19 protein-coding genes are annotated in these 16,687 nt (G+C 33.8%); all 19 read right to left on the minus strand.

Annotation, left to right across the window (positions count from 1 at the left end; genetic code table 11):
- Positions 1 to 258: 258 nt before the first annotated feature.
- Positions 259 to 648, minus strand: a complete 390-nt coding sequence (rpsI, locus tag CLAN_RS06500; RefSeq protein ID WP_096018304.1) for a 30S ribosomal protein S9 — start codon at positions 646 to 648, stop codon at positions 259 to 261.
- A 2-nt stretch (positions 649 to 650) separates the two neighbouring features.
- Positions 651 to 1,076, minus strand: a complete 426-nt coding sequence (gene rplM, locus CLAN_RS06505) for a 50S ribosomal protein L13 (RefSeq protein ID WP_063998780.1) — start codon at positions 1,074 to 1,076, stop codon at positions 651 to 653.
- An 85-nt stretch (positions 1,077 to 1,161) separates the two neighbouring features.
- Positions 1,162 to 3,927 carry a RecB-like helicase gene (locus CLAN_RS06510; protein WP_167368944.1) on the minus strand — a complete coding sequence of 922 codons (2,766 nt, stop codon included), beginning with the start codon at positions 3,925 to 3,927 and terminating at the stop codon, positions 1,162 to 1,164.
- Complete coding sequence (locus CLAN_RS06515) at positions 3,924 to 6,278, minus strand: PD-(D/E)XK nuclease family protein (protein ID WP_100590872.1); 2,355 nt, start codon at positions 6,276 to 6,278, stop codon at positions 3,924 to 3,926. The genes CLAN_RS06510 and CLAN_RS06515 overlap by 4 nt, the downstream gene beginning before the upstream one ends.
- On the minus strand, positions 6,268 to 6,801 hold the full coding sequence (locus CLAN_RS06520) for a hypothetical protein (RefSeq protein WP_096017494.1): 534 nt from the start codon (positions 6,799 to 6,801) through the stop codon (positions 6,268 to 6,270). The genes CLAN_RS06515 and CLAN_RS06520 overlap by 11 nt, the downstream gene beginning before the upstream one ends.
- On the minus strand, positions 6,788 to 7,405 hold the full coding sequence (locus tag CLAN_RS06525; protein ID WP_167368945.1) for a TPM domain-containing protein: 618 nt from the start codon (positions 7,403 to 7,405) through the stop codon (positions 6,788 to 6,790). The genes CLAN_RS06520 and CLAN_RS06525 overlap by 14 nt, the downstream gene beginning before the upstream one ends.
- Positions 7,402 to 7,503 (minus strand): hypothetical protein, encoded by a 102-nt coding sequence (locus CLAN_RS06530; RefSeq protein WP_096014163.1) that lies wholly within the window; start codon positions 7,501 to 7,503, stop codon positions 7,402 to 7,404. The genes CLAN_RS06525 and CLAN_RS06530 overlap by 4 nt, the downstream gene beginning before the upstream one ends.
- Before the next feature lie 3 nt (positions 7,504 to 7,506).
- On the minus strand, positions 7,507 to 7,725 hold the full coding sequence (locus CLAN_RS06535) for a DUF4006 family protein (protein WP_096014164.1): 219 nt from the start codon (positions 7,723 to 7,725) through the stop codon (positions 7,507 to 7,509).
- A gap of 1 nt (position 7,726) precedes the next feature.
- A complete protein-coding gene (locus CLAN_RS06540; RefSeq protein WP_096014165.1) occupies positions 7,727 to 8,599 on the minus strand; it encodes a cbb3-type cytochrome c oxidase N-terminal domain-containing protein in 873 nt (290 codons plus the stop codon).
- A complete protein-coding gene (locus tag CLAN_RS06545) occupies positions 8,596 to 8,823 on the minus strand; it encodes a cytochrome c oxidase, cbb3-type, CcoQ subunit (protein ID WP_096014166.1) in 228 nt (75 codons plus the stop codon). The genes CLAN_RS06540 and CLAN_RS06545 overlap by 4 nt, the downstream gene beginning before the upstream one ends.
- An 8-nt stretch (positions 8,824 to 8,831) precedes the next feature.
- Positions 8,832 to 9,497, minus strand: a complete 666-nt coding sequence (gene ccoO / locus CLAN_RS06550; protein WP_096017493.1) for a cytochrome-c oxidase, cbb3-type subunit II — start codon at positions 9,495 to 9,497, stop codon at positions 8,832 to 8,834.
- 10 nt (positions 9,498 to 9,507) lie between these two features.
- Entirely contained in the window at positions 9,508 to 10,974 is a 1,467-nt protein-coding gene (gene ccoN, locus CLAN_RS06555) for a cytochrome-c oxidase, cbb3-type subunit I (protein ID WP_100590873.1), read from the minus strand.
- 177 nt (positions 10,975 to 11,151) lie between these two features.
- A complete protein-coding gene (locus CLAN_RS06560; RefSeq protein ID WP_100590874.1) occupies positions 11,152 to 11,844 on the minus strand; it encodes a response regulator transcription factor in 693 nt (230 codons plus the stop codon).
- Positions 11,845 to 12,079: 235 nt separating this feature from the next.
- On the minus strand, positions 12,080 to 12,745 hold the full coding sequence (locus CLAN_RS06565; protein ID WP_100590875.1) for a sulfite exporter TauE/SafE family protein: 666 nt from the start codon (positions 12,743 to 12,745) through the stop codon (positions 12,080 to 12,082).
- Positions 12,745 to 13,863 carry a glutamine-hydrolyzing carbamoyl-phosphate synthase small subunit gene (carA, locus tag CLAN_RS06570; RefSeq protein ID WP_096015137.1) on the minus strand — a complete coding sequence of 373 codons (1,119 nt, stop codon included), beginning with the start codon at positions 13,861 to 13,863 and terminating at the stop codon, positions 12,745 to 12,747. Before carA ends, CLAN_RS06565 begins: the two co-directional genes overlap by 1 nt.
- Positions 13,863 to 14,414 (minus strand): DUF507 family protein, encoded by a 552-nt coding sequence (locus CLAN_RS06575; protein WP_096014172.1) that lies wholly within the window; start codon positions 14,412 to 14,414, stop codon positions 13,863 to 13,865. Before CLAN_RS06575 ends, carA begins: the two co-directional genes overlap by 1 nt.
- An 81-nt stretch (positions 14,415 to 14,495) precedes the next feature.
- Positions 14,496 to 15,011: a MotE family protein gene (locus tag CLAN_RS06580; protein ID WP_096014173.1), complete on the minus strand. Its 516-nt coding sequence runs from the start codon at positions 15,009 to 15,011 to the stop codon at positions 14,496 to 14,498.
- Positions 15,012 to 15,021: 10 nt separating this feature from the next.
- A complete protein-coding gene (locus tag CLAN_RS06585; RefSeq protein WP_096027538.1) occupies positions 15,022 to 15,438 on the minus strand; it encodes a flagellar FliJ family protein in 417 nt (138 codons plus the stop codon).
- On the minus strand, positions 15,435 to 16,685 hold the full coding sequence (locus CLAN_RS06590) for an adenylosuccinate synthase (RefSeq protein ID WP_100590876.1): 1,251 nt from the start codon (positions 16,683 to 16,685) through the stop codon (positions 15,435 to 15,437). Before CLAN_RS06590 ends, CLAN_RS06585 begins: the two co-directional genes overlap by 4 nt.
- Positions 16,686 to 16,687 lie beyond the last annotated feature (2 nt).

Below are 16,687 nucleotides of genomic sequence, written 5' to 3' on the forward strand. Positions count from 1 at the left end.
AGAAAACTTAATTTATTTTGTAATGCGATTTATGGCTTTTTCGTGATTTATGAAAGTTTAAGAAAAGTAATAAAATGTGGTATCGGAGTTGGATTACAACTCCGAAACTATTACAAAAAGGAGGTTTATCTGTTGGACATCGGAATTATATGTAATCAATCTTAACTTAATAAAAATTTATTATAAATTTTTGCTAAATAAACAAAATTAAATTTAAAAAAGTTCCAAAAGCCAAAAGACCTTTGGAAATATGGAGTATTATCTTTTTGAGAATTGCGGACTTCTTCTTGCTTTTCTGCGGCCATATTTTTTACGCTCTACAACACGACTATCACGAGTTAGAAGGCCTTGTGGTTTAAGAGCTCCTCTAAATGTTGCGTCGATAGAAGCTAAAGCTCTTGAAATTCCGTGTCTTAAAGCCTCTGCTTGAGCTGAATACCCACCACCTAAAGTTGTAGCTGTGATATCCATAGAAGTTTCTTGTTTTGTTACTAATAATGGTTGAACTACTTTAAGCTTTATAGCTTCGTGTCCGCCAAGCCAAGTATTTAGATCCATACCATTTACTGTGATTTTGCCGCTACCTGGTTTTACCCAAACTTTAGCAACTGCTGTTTTTCTCTTACCTGTTGCGTATGTTGTTGCCATTATTATTTTCCTTCTTTAGCTATTTGTGCAGTGTGCGGATGCTCACTACCAGCATAGATTTTTAATTTTTTAAGCATCTCTTTGCCTAATTTTGTCTTAGGTAGCATACCACGGACTGCTAATTTATAAAGTTTTTCAGGTTTATTAGCTAGTAAATCACCAAATTTTTCGCTCTTTACGCTACCAAAATAGCCTGAATGTCTGTGATAAAGTTTCTCTTCAGCTTTATTCGCACCTGTGAATTCTGCCTTACTAGCATTGATGATGATTACATAATCTCCGCAATCAACATTTGGGCTAAATCCTGGCTTATGTTTGCCACGAAGTAGTGTAGCAGCTTCAGTTAGCAATCTACCAAATCTCTTTCCAGAAGCATCAAGAACGATCCAATCACGCTTTACTTCATTTGGCTTTGTTATCTTTGTCATAATCTTGCCTTTTATATAATTAATTTAAGAGTGAAATTATAGCGAGACTAGTTTAAAAATAGCTGAATTTAAGAAAATTTTTATATTAGAGCTTTGAAATTTGAATTTTGTCATGTAGTATATAAACTATACTAGCTTTTAGCTTTTTTTGTGGGTAAATTTGAGATAAAATATCTAGATATTCTCTAACTTGCTCTTTATGCTCATCGCTATTTTTAAGAGAGCTTTTATAGTCTATTATCTCGATTTCATCGTTATTTACGCATAATAAATCAATGCGTTTTAACACCCCATTAAATCCGATATCTTGCTCTTGATATAATCTTTTATCTTTTATAATTTCTAAAAATTGCGGGTTATTTAAAAGTCTATCAACTCTATCTTTAATATCTTTTAAACCATCTTGGTCGATAAATGCTCCAAATTTATTATACAAGCAATTTTGAGCGATTTTAAGTGAGTTAAAATCAGCAAAATCAATGCTCTCAAGATAATAATGCAGCGCCTTGCCAAAGTAGATAGAATCCAAATTTAAGCTCTCTTTTGGCTTATCACTAGTTAAAATCTCTTGTGGCGCAATCTTTTCAAATGGTTTAAGATCGGTTATTTGCGGCTTGGACTCTTGCTTTTTGTCGCTATTTGGTTTGATAATCCCTGATTTGTATTCATCTAAATTTAGATATTCTACTGCTTTGCCATTTGATTCATACTCAGTAAAATATGAGATATTGTTGCCATTTGGATTATCTTTGGCTAAGATTATTAAGCTATGTTTAGCCCTGGTTAATGCTACATAAATTTTATTTATAACCTCTTTTCTATCAAGCTCTTTTTGTCTATTTTGAAGCTGGATATAATTCTCATCGCCCAAATACTCAAACACCTTATTAGCTAACCTTATATCCCAGCTATCTGTGCCTAGATTATACTCCATTAAAAATTTATCTTTTTGGCTATTTTCTTTACCTATATAATCAAGCACGATAACATGCTCAAATTGCAGCCCTTTGCTCTTGTGGACGGTCATTATCGTTATGCCTTTTTGGCTATTTTTAGCACTGGTTGTCTGGTCATTATCGATATTAAAAGCAAAATCATATATATCGCTATATTTGCTACTAATCTCATATAGTTTCAATAGATCAACATCGCAAGGCTCAAGCTCAAGGTATTTAGCGATGAATTTCAGAGTTTGAGCTACGCTAGCATCGCTTTTTAACTCTAATTTGGCTTTTTTGGTTTTGGTTATCTCATATTGAGTGTTTAGATATATCTCATCACCAAAAATAGAGTATTTCAAAAATGCCACCACCGCCGCTACATTGGCACTTTTGATAAGATTATTTGTAGTTTGGGTAGATACTTCTAAGCCTTTAGCTTCTAAATAGTCTTTGATATTATAAATATCACTATTTTTCCAACAAAGTATCGCCATATCTTCATACTTTACACCAAATTTGCTTAGATAATTTATGCTATCATAAATCGCTTCTAAATATTTTTCTTTTTCTCTATCAAATTTAACAACCCCTACATAGCCATCATCTTTGCTATTTGGAATTTGGTCTATGTAGTGTGGATATTTGTTTTTAAATATGGTATTTACATATTCTACTATCTCTTTATTACTGCGATAATTTTTATCTAGGCTTTGAGTTTTTATCTGCGGGAATTTAATTGTAAGCTTATTAAATAATCCACTTTGACCACCACGAAATCTATAAATACTCTGCTTTATATCACCAACATAAAAAAAGCTCCCAACGCCACTTTGACCTATGCCAGAGAGACTTTCAGCTATGAGTGGTTCTAATATCTCATATTGCTTGATATCAGTATCTTGAAACTCATCGATCAAAATATGCCTAATCTTAGCATCAAGGCGAAAATATAGCATATCGATATTTTGCTTGTTTTTGTTAGTTAGAAGCTCATTGACCCAATTTGTGATATCGGCAAAACTTAGGCTATTTTCACGGCGATTTACATTGGCAATTGCCTTTTTATAGAGATCCACAAAATATGAAATTTGAGATATTTCATATTTCTCAAGAGCTAGATAATACTCTTTTAGAGCACTTATAAACTCATCTCTAGCGGCGTTAAATTCGGCGTTGTCTCTTACTTTATTAAAATATTTTTTATCTATATCTTTTACGACGGCTTTTTCAACTATCTCGTTTAAGCTTAAATTTTTATTAAAATTAGCCACATAATACTTATCGCTACTCAATTTCAATGCCACATCACATAACTCATTATATCTATCCATTGCGTTTTCGGAGCTTGGCCATGGGGCGTCGAATTTATCAAATTTAGTTTGTGAGAGTAGAGCAAGCTTTTCAAAAAGGGCATTTTCTTTGCTATTTGTATAATATAGATATTTTGCTACTTTACTCATCATTGAATTTGAGTTTAAGAGCCTTTTAAACTCACTTTTAACCTCAATGCTATTATCATTAAGAGAGTTAAAATCTGGCATAAGACCTAAATTTAAGCTAAACTGCCTAAGAATCGTAGCAAAAAAGGAGTCAAATGTAGATATCTTTAACTCACTTGATAAAAAATCAGCCATAAATTTATCTCTAAGCGCCAAAACTTCTTCTTTTGATTTGCCCAAAAGCTCGCAAATCGCATTTCGCTCGCCATCACACTTGCTTAAATGTAGATTACAAAATGTATCTGTGATCCTGTGCTTCATCTCGTTTGCGGCTTTGTTTGTGAATGTTAGGGCTAGAATTTTTCTTGGGTGATTGCCTTTTAATAATAGAGCGATATAGCGAACTGATAGAGCAAATGTCTTGCCACTTCCCGCACTCGCTTCTAAGCATAAATAATTTTCAAATTTCATCTTAATCCCCTTAAACATAGAGATTTATACGGGCATATATCGCAATGTTTTGTATCTTGATAAAATTCAATTTGGGTATTATTTTCCTTTTTTAACTCATCTAAAACTTCGATTAATTTATCAATGTCGGCTTTGCTATTGGTAAATTTATTATCATCAAATGAGTAGAAATGACCACTAGCTGTTTTATTAAATTTCGCTTGATATAAAAGCTCATAAAATGCTAGCTGCAAGGACTTTTCATCTGCTTTTCCACTCTTATAATCAATAAGCCAAATATCATCATCATTGATATCTACTCTATCAATCTTGCCTTTGATAGGAATACCATCAAACTCAGTTTCAATTTCCATCTCGCGTTCATCAACTCTAAATCCATTTTCAAAATGGCTATTTTGACTAGATGCGAAATCATCAAGTTTTAGCTTGAAAATCTCGCTTTTTAGCGTGGTGTCTTTTTGATATTTGCTATATATCTGTAAAAACTCGCTTTTATCAAATTTGGCGTTTGATTGCTTGAAATACTCTTCTAAGGCTTCATGTATCAAATTACCAAAATCCAGCGCATCCCTATCATCAAATCTAGACTCTTCAATATTTTTGATATATTTATAATAATACCGCCTTGGGCATTTAAGATAGGTATCTAAGCGAGTAAATGAGAGAGGCCAAGCAAAAAAATCGTGAGTTTCTACAATCTCCCTAGGCGTCAAATCAATGGCGATTCCGCCTTGACGCAAGGCGTTTTCATATGAAATTTGCGAAATTTCAATCTTCTTAACGCCCTCAAAATCCTTAATAAATCTAGATACGATATTCTCATCATTTTCAACATAGCTGATAGATACCCTTTTGGCTCTATTTATCAAGCTTTCGTAGTAAAATCTCTGTAAATTCTCCCTATCGCTATGACTGATTAGACCAGCATTTTTTCTCACTACTGAGCTTAGAAACATCTCTTTTTGGCTTCTTTTAGGCACTAAAGAGTCATTGAAATCAACTATAATCACACCATCATAACTCTTAAATCTACTCTCTAAAATCCCAATCACGCTTACTAGACCCCCGCCGGCCATGCTTTGAGTTTTGCTAGAGAAATTTATCAAAAATAGCTCTAAAATATCGCTAAATTTAAGCTCTATTTGGCGTAAAAGAGTTTTGATATAAAATAGCTCATTTTCTATAATCTCATCTATCTCATCAACCCTTTTGATATCATTTAATAGCGATTTTATAGCATTCTCAAAGCGATTAAACTCCACATTAGAATAGAATATACCTTGGATATCTTGATATATTTGCGTTGGGATTTTAAAGCTATTTAGCGTTGCTATTAACTGATTTAGTTCTTTGGAATCTTTTATATAATTCTCATTAAATTCATATTCTAACTCTTGAGATATAGCCTCTTTAATCGTGTGTAAAAGCGTGTAAATTGGGCTATTTTTCAAGCTTTTTCCCATAGCGTAATTTAGCATATTATTCTCATCTAAATTTTGTAACACATCTGCAAAGCTCTCATCAGGTAGTATCACGGCGATATTTTGCGGTTTTATCCCATCTCTTATCATATTTGATATCTCATCAAAGACAAAGGCCGCTTGTAAGCTACGAAGAGAAAATCCCATAATATTTATATTTGGGTTTTGGTTTAGCTTGGTCTCGCTTTCTATAGATTTATCGCTTAAATTTAGCTTATAGTTATGGCTGGCTTTGAAATTTAAATTTGTAAAATTTTTTATCTTTTCTATCGTTTTTTGGTTAAATTTACTACAATCAAAATTTAAAATTAGTGGAATTTTTTCGCTTATTTTAATCAAAATCTCCCACTCCAAAAGCGTCAAAATGCCATCAATCCGTAGCTCAATCCTATCAAAATTGCTAATGAAATTTGAATTTATCTCATAGTAATCGCTTATCGTAATATCATCATATAGGCCACGCTCATCCAAACTCTGCTTATAAATCCGCCCTAGATTATCCAAAATAGCTAGATGCTCATCATAATTAGCATATGTATCAGCGATACTTAAATCTGCGACTCTCTTTTTCTCTTTGCTTAGCTCTTTAAAGAATGAAAATATATAGTTGGAGTTTTTCAAAAAGACCAAAAATTCATCTTTTATATTTAATATAGAAGAGATATTCTCCACCCTATTAATAGCATTTCGCATATATAGCAAGGACTCCATATCAGTAGCACGGCGTCTATCTGGGACATATATAACCTCACCAAAAAACTCTGATATATTCATTATCTTTGGCAAGAGCGAATTTGAGCTTAGATTATTAGAGTAGAAATCCCGCACATTTCTAGAAGTACTAAAGACAAAAAGCGATCTATTTTGCATATAACTCTACTTGATAAAATCCGGTTTTATTCTCATCAATGATAATCTTGGCTTTTATCTGCCATCTGCCAGCTTTGGTTAGATTAAGGTCATTTATAGTCATCTTGCCACTTTGATTTTGTGATATTAGCTCTTTGTCAAACTCACTGCTATCTGGGCGAGTTAGCAATATCTTAGTAGAATAGTTAGTGGCATTTGTATCGAATTTGAGATTGAAATTTTGATTTAATGGCACTATTGTAGCTCTCTTGCCCCTACGAAGTCTTTGGGTTTGATTAGGCAAGATTAGCGAATTTAGCTCAATTTGCGGAGTTGTATTAAAACTAAATTCACGACTAAAATTTGATTGAGCCGCTTGGATTTCATTAAATTTGCTATCAACTTTTTGATACTTATCAAAGTAATAATCATCCATATAGACAGGATAATCCAAAGAGTAATATATAGTATAAGCACAAGCACAGACTATAGCAAATATGGAGAGCAAAATTCCATACGGCCAAAGCGTTTTACGATTTTGCATTATTAGCCTTTTTAAATTTACGCATAAATAAAACAATCAACACAAGTATAATTGTCCCATATATTAGATATCTAAAGATATTTATAGTATCTCTATTTTGTGAGCCTATTGAAGTTTCTAGGGTTATATTTTTGCTATTTGCGACTCTATCAGCGATATCGGCATATCCATTTAGCATAGAGGAATTATAGATATCTTTGCCTTTATTTTGCGTTAGAAGTGGGATTATAGAGCCAATTTGCGGAAATGGGCTAAGCACTGCTTCTTTGTCAAAAAGCTCTAAAGCGTCATTTGACGCAAATATATCTAGCTTACCAGCCTTACTAGAAAAATCCTTAGGCAATATAGCTAAAACTATATATGGTGGCTTTAAATTTGATATATGTGAGCTAGCAGCATTTTCCAAAGTAGAGCCATTGAGATCAGATATAGTAAGAAGATCTAGACTAACGCCCGTTTTACTCTTTAACTCTTCACCAATTAAATTTAGTTTTATCTCTACAGCCTCGCTAATGATATTAGCATTGTCAATTACTACGCCATATGCTCCCAAACTCAAAAGAGCAGCTATAAAGCCGCTCTTAAAAATCTTAAATAATATCATCCGATATAAAGACTATTTGGTGTAAGCACTGACCAAGCAGTAATAGCCGCTGCTATAATAAGTCCGATAACAATTAATGATTCTAATAATTTAGACATATTTTACTCCTTAATTACCATAACTTCAGCAGCTTTTTGGACGCTACTTTTCATCTCTACAGATGAAGGATCTACTAATTTATATGGTTTTTGCATTACATTTTGTTGTGCCGATATACCAAGATATGTAAGCACAACCAATATAGATAGCAAAAGAGCAGTAGCGATCAGCATCCCAGTCACGCCATTTAATGCAAAAACAGATCTATTTGTATTATCCATATTATTCTCCTTTTGAAAGTGAGATTATATATTCACCAACGGCTTTTTCTTGAGTTGGATTAATCAAGCCTGTGTCTCTGAATTTAGGCATATGACCGATATTGCCTGTTTTTCCACGAACTAATACATCTACTACAAAATCACTTGATCCATATTTGCTAAGATCTGGCGCCATACCATCCATACCTTTGCCATCTTCACCATGGCAAGCCGCACAAGTAGCCCACGCTGCACGACCAGCTTCTACTAGATCTTCATTTATAGTAGATTTGATAGCTGATATCTCTTTAGCTGTAAATGCTGCTATAGCCTTAGCCGTAGCCTCATCAATGCCATTATCAATAGCATTTGGCATATCGCCTAATGGATATCCTAGGCCTTTTGAGCCTTTGATAATAGCATCATAAATACCCTTTTCGCTACCCCACTCTACTAAATTTGCCGCCTTACCATTAATGCCATCACCTGTGATTCCATGGCAAGCTGCACATTGAACCAAAAATACTTGCTCGCCAATTGCTTTTAACTCATCTTGAGTGGCATTTTGGAATTTAGCTTGGAAGCTTGCGTTATATTTTTTGACCTCTTCATTATATTCGCCGATTTGAGAGTATGAATTCAAAGGATACCCAACCAAAAAGTACCATATAGCCCAAACTATAGCTAAAACAAACACCACAGCCCAGCCGATCGGCACAGGATTTTTATACTCTCCGATTCCATCCCAGCTATGCTCACTTAACTCTCCGCCCTCTTTTTTCACTTTCATTAGTTTAAATAGCCTACCTACGACAATCAATGTCAATAAAACGATAGCTATAGCACCAAGAATAGAAAGCGAATTTACATTGTCTTCTAGATTAAACCATTTCATTTTTTAACGCTCCTATTGTCATCTTTGTCTGAAGTGAAACTCTCAAGAACATTATCTTTTAAATCATCATTTAAGGCTAAATTTGAGTATTTTTCATAATCTCTTCTACCTATTTTTTCTGATCTTTTTAGATGAAACCAGTAGCTATATAGTATCACTACCATCGCTACTAGCATTATATAAAAGCCATAAGCTTGTAGTTCTCTCATAGTCTCTATACTCATAACAAACCCTATTTTAAGCTATTTAAATATGCAATCAATGCTACTATTTGGCGGATTTCACCTCTAGCAAATGCATCTTTTACATCTTGATCTTTCATTTGGCTTACGATAGCCTCCGCTTCTGCTTTTATCTCTGCTTGAGCTTCATCCCAACTGCCTAATTTTGGCATATTTTCTGTATCATAAGGGACATTAAATACCTTTTTAACTGTTAGGGCTTCAGCATAAGCTGTTTCTATATCAGCATTTTTATTAAACATATGTTTATATGCTGGCATAATAGATCCTGGCACTACGCTTACTGGATCTTTCATGTGATTTTCATGCCAATCAACGCTTCTATAGTTGCCGATTCTAGCTAGATCTGGGCCTGTTCTTTTAGATCCCCATAAAAATGGTCTATCATAAGCAAATTCACCACTTACAGAATACATGCCATATCTATCGGTTTCTGATTTAAATGGGCGAATTAATTGAGAGTGGCAAGCATTACAGCTATCAGCTATATAAACATTGCGACCAGCTAGTTGTAAAACTGTGTATGGTTTTTTATGCTCAACAGGTCTAGCACGATCAGCAAAATCAGGCAAAATCTCGACAATACCAGCATATGCTATAAAGATAAACACAAATACCGCAAAAAAGAATGGATTTTTCTCTAACCAACTAAACATACATCCCTCCTTACGCAGCCATTGGTGAAGCACTTACTGGCTCACGATCTATAGGCTTACTTGATGAGATAGATTTCATAATATTGTAAGCAAACATAAAGAAACCGATTAGATATAATAAACCACCGATAGCTCTAATCCAATAATATGGGATAAGAACAGTAACTGTATCTATAAATGAATAAGCAAGGTTACCATATTCATCTGTAGCTCTCCACATCATACCTTGTGTGATACCAGCGATCCACATAGATGCAAAGTATAGTACGATACCTGTAGTTTGGATCCAAAATTGCGCTTCCATTAAAGATTTACTATATAGCTCACGTTTAAAAATACGTGGAGTCATATGGTATAGTGCAGCCATAGTCATAAATCCAACCCAGCCTAAAGTACCATCATGAACGTGTCCAGGAATCCAATCTGTAAAGTGCGCTAGAGCATTTACTGATTTTATTGAAAGAATTGGTCCTTCTAAAGTAGAGAACATATAGAATGTAGAGGCTAAAACCATAAATTTGATTAGTGGATTTTCTCTTAGTTGTCCCCATTCACCCTTCATTGTTAAAAGTATATTTATAGCTGAACCCCAACTAGGCAAAATAAGAACTATAGAGAATATAGATCCCATAGTCTGCATCCAATCTGGCACCGTAGAGTAGATAAGGTGGTGACCACCAGCCCAAAGATAGACAAACATTAAGCCCCAAAATGAGAATAGTGAGAGTTTGTAGCTAAAAATTGGTTGGCCACTCTCTTTTGGCAAGAAGTAGTAAATTTGAGCAATTATCGCCACGGTAAATACAAACGCAACCGCATTGTGTCCAAACCACCATTGAACTAGCGCATCATTTGTACCTGCATACATAGATACAGAGTGGATCCAACTACCCATACCTGTAACTAGACGAGTAGGAACTTCCATATTGTTAAATAGATATAGCATAGCTACGCCAAGGAATGTAGCAATGTAATACCATAAAGAGATATATAGAGTTTTTTCACGGCGAATTCCAATAAGCCCAAATATAGAAATCCCCCATAAAACCCACACAACAACGACTATTATATCAATTGGCCACTCAAGCTCTGCATACTCTTTAGATGTAGAAACACCAGCAAAAAGAGTAATAACCGCCAAAGCTATAACTAGCACATATAGCCAGAAATGTAGCTTGCCTATGAACATTAGGAATTTAGATTCGTTCATAGAAACCTTAAGCACTCTTTGTCCTATGTAATACCAGGTAGCAAATATACCTGATAACATAAATCCGTAGATCACGCCATTTGTATGAAGCGGTCTAAGACGGCTAAATGTTCCATATTCACCAGCTATATAGTTAAGGTCAGGGTAAGCTAACTGAAAAGCTATCAAAGTACCGATACCCATACCAACTATACCAAAGATAATAGTGGTAAACATGAAGTACTTAGCGACTGTATAGTCGTAGTTCAATGCATTACTTGGCTGCATTAAAAAGTTCCTCCTGTAAAGTTATTATTGAAAAGCACTTCTAATTATATGGTAAATAAAATATAAATTAACTTAAAAGATCAAAAATATACAAAAATAAATTTAAAATGTTTAGAATTTAAACAATAAATTTTAAATTTATCTCATTTGAAATATATTTTTTAGTATAAATTTGATTTATATTTCATCATCTTTTGAGCTAATTTTATATCCAAGGCCAGATATATTTTTAATCAAATTTACCCCAACTTTATCACGAATTCTCTTAACAAAAGTCCTAATAGCCGCATCGCTAACCCTCTCATCTGTCCAGACATTTTGCTTAATCTCTTCGTGCAAAACCAAAGTATCCATCCTTTGGGCTAAAATTGTCAAAAATGCCAACTCTTTTTTGGTTAATCCTATTTGAGTTCCATCATCTTTTATAAGCACTCTTTTGGTTTTGTCAAATTTAATTCCACGGCCAATATCGATTTGCGAAGTAAGATCTATTCTATCTTTGGCGACCTTAGATATCTCTTCACACAACTCATCATCGCTAAGTGGCTTTATAAGATATTTATCTACTCTAGCATCAATTGCACCAAGCAATCTATCTCTATCGCTAAAAGCGCTAAATACAATCACAGGCGTGGATTGCGATATCTGTCTGATCTCTTTAGTCATCTCTAGACCATCCATTATAGGCATTACTATATCTGTAAGCACTAAATCTGGGTTGTATTTTTTAAATTTTTTTAGCCCTTCATCGCCATTTTTAGCCAAGATAACACTTTTAAAAAGCCCTTCTAAGGCTCTAGCTATTGAGCTTTTTATCTTATTGTCATCTTCTACTATTAAAATGGTTAAATTTTTTAAATTTTCATCCATTACTCTCTCCGCCTAATATATTTAATCTACAAAACTAATTTTACTAATTATTGGTTCGTTAATTATAGCATATTTAATTTGCTAATTAATATCATTTTAGATATTGAGTTTATATTTAAGTGGATTTTTGCTATATTATAATCAAAAAAAAGGCTATTTTATAATTTTAAAAAAAGAGAAAATATAGTGAATTTAAACTAAAAAATAGATATTGAATATCAAAATTTTATAATTTTTATTTAAGTAACATAAATCCTAAATATAAAAAATAAATTCCATACCCAAGCATAATTATAAAAGAGATTAAATTTAAATAATTTTTAAATTTAGCACTCAAAGCAGACAAAATACCACCGACTCCCATCATCACAGGAATTGTGCTAAGACCAAAAATAGCCATAATCATCGCACCATTTATCAAAGAGCCACTCCCAAGCGAAACAGCCAAAAAATAATATACAACTCCGCAAGGCAAAAGCCCATTTAAAAATCCTAAAATCAAAAACGATATAAGGCTATTTTTTTGTCTGAATTTGGCAAATAAAGGGATAATTAAATAGCTTAATTTCTGATTTTCGATATAAGATAGCAGCTTACCTCTTTTAAAAAGCCCAAAAGCCAAAATAATCAAAATCACCCCAGCAAAAAAGATAACCAACCCCCTATTAGCACCGCTCAAAAGAGCAGCCGAGCCAAAAAGCCCAAATAAAATACCTAAAATCATATATGCCAAAACTCTGCTAAGATGATAACTAAGTAGTAAGATGAATTGAGTTGATTTTGATTTTTGATTAAGTTTGATATTATAAGCTACCACAAATCCACCACACATACCGATACAATGCGACAAGCTAAAGCTAATCGCAAGTGCAATAGTAGTAAGGATCGTGGCTAAATCCATTATAAAATTTCTATAAATTTCTTAAAGATATATTTACTCTCATTTGGTCCGCTACTCGCTTCTGGATGGTGCTGGACTGAAAATACTCTTCCACCATTATAGCAAACCCCTTCAATAGTGTTATCAAAGAGATTTCTATGTGTAATTGTGGCTACTTCGCATATACTTTCTGGGACATTATAATTGTGATTTTGTGCTGTTATCTCTATGCTTTTTGTATCTAGATTTTGGACTGGGTGATTAGATCCGTGTTGGCCAAATTTGAGTTTATAAGTCTCATAACCATAGGCATTTGATAACAACTGATGACCAAGACAGATACCAAACATAGGGATATTTGCTGCGATTAACTTTTTGATCTGTGCTATCTCATTTACTAGCATTTTAGGCTCCCCTGGGCCGTTGCTTAGGAATACTCCATGAATTTGGCCTTTATTAAATTTATCTATCAAAACTTCAGCCTTTACATCATGCGGATAAACCTCAAGCTCAAGGCCAACGCTACAAAGCTCATTTAATATATTTCTCTTAACACCATAATCAATCACCGCAACTCTTTTTCCAATTGATTTTACACTACCATAAGATTGGTTTTTATGATCCCATCTGCTTAAAAGATGAGTATATGGCTCTTTAGTACTAACAATGCTTACATAGTTGATCTCATCGATTCTAGCGCTATTTTCTAAGGCTTTTTTAAGCTCATCTTTATCGCTAATTTCAGTAGATACATATACTCTTAAATTTCCGCTATCTCTTAGCATTTTAGTAAGATATCTAGTATCTATATCATATACTCCGAATTTGCCTTGTTCGTAAAAGAATTTGTCAATACTCTCTTTGGATCTAAAATTGCTAGGCTTAGCATTAAAATTACGCATAAAGACCCCACTAGCGTGAATTTTATTACTCTCTTTATCATCATCATTGATCCCTACAATTCCGATTTCTGGCATAGTAAATACTATGAATTGACCAGCATAACTAGGGTCTGTGATGATCTCTTCATATCCAGTTAGCGAGGTATTAAAAACTAATTCACCAAAGGCACTTCCGCCCTTGCCAAATGCCTTAGCTTCCATATAAATGCCATTTTCTAAATAAATATACGCTTTCATTATATCATCCCTCTTTTACTAAGCTCTTCTTCATATAATCTTTCAAATATCAAATCATACTCATCTGTGCCTGGAATCAACTTTTTCTTATAATTATCCAAGCGATCAGCCACAATATCTTCTATTGATTCATACTGCTTTAAGTAACTCTCTATCGCACTATATATGAGATTTTTAACCCTATTTTCTGATACGCTATAATCTATTAAATTCTCTTTCCATAATCTTTGTAAAATTTCGTGAGATAAGCTACTATAACGATCATCATAAGCAAGCATCACACCAAAATCTTTAGCCAATTTTTTCTTGATTAACCAAAACATACTCTTGCGATCAACTTGCATAAAATCAATCTCATTTTCATTTTGCTCTAAAAGCTCTTTTACACGCTCTTCTAAGGCCCTTTCTTTGTTTATATCAGCATACAAAATATCTTGAGCTACAGCCACTATAGGCTCGGTTCCGCTTTTGAATTTGATAAAACCAGATTTAAATAGATCGTTTGCAATTTTTCTTGCTATGTATGGAGCATGAGGAAGTTTAATACGCATTTAAATGACCTTTATAAATTTTTAGCTAATTTTATCAAAAAAATATATAAAATCAGCTAAAAATAGCAAGATAAATTAAATTTATTTAGTTGAATTTAAATCCTTAAAAAGCTCATCATTTTTCAAAATTTGCGTAAGTTCAGCTGCTATTTGCGGATCCATTTTAGCTAAAATTGATGATATCTTTTTAGCTTCAAGTGAGTGTAAAACCTTCGCCGCTTCATCTCTTGGGAGTTCTGATATTATAGTAGCGGCTGGGGCGTCTTTCATCTTAGCATATACCTCTAATACCTTATCGCTTGTAATGCTTTTTAGCTCGGATAAAATTTTTTCATTTTTATCAAGCATATTTTTTATATTTTCTTCTTTTTGAGATATGGTCTGTAATGTCGCATTAAGCTCTTTTTCTTTGGCTAGAATTTGAGCTTCACGCTGGTTAAATAAAGTAGTAGTAGCAGCTCTATAAGCTTCTAGCTCCTGGCGTGAGCTGTCTATTAGCTCTAAATTTTTAGCGATATTTGCCTCTCTATCAGCTAAAATTTCATCACTATTAGCATATAAAAATATACTTAAAAAAAGTGTAAAATATAACTTCAAACCAACATCCTTAACGCATAGATGAGCGACGCATATTTCCTAATTCATCTAGCTCTTTACTCTCTTTTTTCTTGAGATTTTTTAGCTCTTTTTGAATCTCTTCTTTTTCCATATATTTTACTTTTTCTAGCTCTACATATGCCTTTTTATACTTAAATTCAAAATGCACAATCTCTTTTTGGATAAGTAGCATTTTCTCTTTTATCTTATCTTTTTGACTTCTTAAGAGCTTTTGTTGTTCTATGGTGGATTTGATCTTAGATGATGAGCCACTCTTTGGGAATTGACTCATATTTAACTCGGTATTAATAGCATCCATAGAGCGACTAAGCTCACGAAATGTCGCTTTGGATTTAGCTAAACTCATCTCAATTTTATTTAACTCTTCTTCTTTTACCTTGACTATTTGTGAAAATTTATTATTCATCTTAGTATTGTATCGCTCCTTTCTGGACTTGTTGATATAATGCTAACTCTAACTCCTGTTAGCTCTTCAATTCGTTTTATATATATCTTAGCATTTTGTGGAAGATCATCATATTTTCTAATCCCGCTAATACTATCCCAACCATCTAACTCTTCATAAATAGGTGTAACCTCATCTAAATTTGATGGCATATAATCTATAATCTCGCCTTTATATTTGTATGCTTTACAAATTTTAACACTCTTAAATCCATCAAGCACATCTAACTTCATCAACGCATAGCTATCTACACCATTCAATCTTGATGCATATCGCACAGCTACGGCATCTAGCCATCCACATCTTCTTCTTCTACCCGTTGTGGTGCCATACTCTTTGCCTACTTCGCACATTGTATCGCCATCTTTGCCACTATCTTGTGTTGGAAAAGCGCCATTACCAACTCTTGTGGTATAGGCTTTTAAAATTCCAATCACATTACCGATGCTTTTTGGGCTTAAACCTAGCCCAGTACAAGCTCCAGCTGAGATGGTATTTGAACTAGTAACATATGGATATGTGCCGTGATCTATATCAAGTAAGGTGCCTTGAGCTCCTTCTAGAAGGATTTTTTTATTCTCATCCATAGCGCTCCATAATATTTGAGTAGTATCAGCAATATATGGCTCAAGTGCCTCTTTAAAGCTACTAAGCTTTTGATATAGCTCATCTTTGCTAGGGATTTTCACGCCAAGGGCATCCAAATAGGCTCTATTTGATTCAAGATCACTTATTAAATTCTCGCTAAGCTCTTTTGGGTTAAGCAACTCGCCAATCCTATGCCCTGTGCGACTGATCTTATCGGCGTATGCTGGACCTATACCCTTGCCCGTGGTGCCTATGGCTTTATCGCCTTTTAATCTCTCTTTGGCTTGATCAATTAAAGAGTGGTGAGTTAAATTCAAATGCGCCCTATCGCTGATATAAAATCTCCCTTGTAAATTCTCAAATTGCGACATCTCTTCTATAAGCGCTTCTGGATTTACCACAACACCATTACCGATAATATTTATAATATTTGGATGCAAAATTCCACTTGGGATTAGGTGAAGAGCGTATTTAACGCCATTAACCCATATAGTATGGCCTGCGTTATGCCCGCCGCCACTTCTACATACTAAATCATAATTTTGTGAGAGCATATCAACTATCTTACCCTTGCCCTCATCGCCCCACTGAATTCCAACTATTAAATCCGCTTTTGTCATAT

It is taken from the genome of Campylobacter lanienae NCTC 13004, assembly GCF_002139935.1.
Lineage (GTDB): Bacteria > Campylobacterota > Campylobacteria > Campylobacterales > Campylobacteraceae > Campylobacter > Campylobacter lanienae.

What these genes read in the sequence shown, in the direction of transcription:
- CLAN_RS06540 (WP_096014165.1), bottom strand. Translation starts at nt 8,599, where the DNA reads ATGAAATGGTTTAATCTAGAAGACAATGTAAATTCGCTTTCTATTCTT.
- CLAN_RS06510 (WP_167368944.1), bottom strand. Translation starts at nt 3,927, where the DNA reads ATGAAATTTGAAAATTATTTATGCTTAGAAGCGAGTGCGGGAAGTGGC.
- CLAN_RS06585 (WP_096027538.1), bottom strand. Translation starts at nt 15,438, where the DNA reads ATGAATAATAAATTTTCACAAATAGTCAAGGTAAAAGAAGAAGAGTTA.
- CLAN_RS06560 (WP_100590874.1), bottom strand. Translation starts at nt 11,844, where the DNA reads ATGGATGAAAATTTAAAAAATTTAACCATTTTAATAGTAGAAGATGAC.
- CLAN_RS06565 (WP_100590875.1), bottom strand. Translation starts at nt 12,745, where the DNA reads ATGGATTTAGCCACGATCCTTACTACTATTGCACTTGCGATTAGCTTT.
- CLAN_RS06525 (WP_167368945.1), bottom strand. Translation starts at nt 7,405, where the DNA reads ATGATATTATTTAAGATTTTTAAGAGCGGCTTTATAGCTGCTCTTTTG.
- CLAN_RS06520 (WP_096017494.1), bottom strand. Translation starts at nt 6,801, where the DNA reads ATGCAAAATCGTAAAACGCTTTGGCCGTATGGAATTTTGCTCTCCATA.
- CLAN_RS06590 (WP_100590876.1), bottom strand. Translation starts at nt 16,685, where the DNA reads ATGACAAAAGCGGATTTAATAGTTGGAATTCAGTGGGGCGATGAGGGC.
- carA (WP_096015137.1), bottom strand. Translation starts at nt 13,863, where the DNA reads ATGAAAGCGTATATTTATTTAGAAAATGGCATTTATATGGAAGCTAAG.
- CLAN_RS06530 (WP_096014163.1), bottom strand. Translation starts at nt 7,503, where the DNA reads ATGTCTAAATTATTAGAATCATTAATTGTTATCGGACTTATTATAGCA.
- ccoN (WP_100590873.1), bottom strand. Translation starts at nt 10,974, where the DNA reads ATGCAGCCAAGTAATGCATTGAACTACGACTATACAGTCGCTAAGTAC.
- CLAN_RS06515 (WP_100590872.1), bottom strand. Translation starts at nt 6,278, where the DNA reads ATGCAAAATAGATCGCTTTTTGTCTTTAGTACTTCTAGAAATGTGCGG.
- rplM (WP_063998780.1), bottom strand. Translation starts at nt 1,076, where the DNA reads ATGACAAAGATAACAAAGCCAAATGAAGTAAAGCGTGATTGGATCGTT.
- CLAN_RS06535 (WP_096014164.1), bottom strand. Translation starts at nt 7,725, where the DNA reads ATGGATAATACAAATAGATCTGTTTTTGCATTAAATGGCGTGACTGGG.
- ccoO (WP_096017493.1), bottom strand. Translation starts at nt 9,497, where the DNA reads ATGTTTAGTTGGTTAGAGAAAAATCCATTCTTTTTTGCGGTATTTGTG.
- CLAN_RS06545 (WP_096014166.1), bottom strand. Translation starts at nt 8,823, where the DNA reads ATGAGTATAGAGACTATGAGAGAACTACAAGCTTATGGCTTTTATATA.
- rpsI (WP_096018304.1), bottom strand. Translation starts at nt 648, where the DNA reads ATGGCAACAACATACGCAACAGGTAAGAGAAAAACAGCAGTTGCTAAA.
- CLAN_RS06575 (WP_096014172.1), bottom strand. Translation starts at nt 14,414, where the DNA reads ATGCGTATTAAACTTCCTCATGCTCCATACATAGCAAGAAAAATTGCA.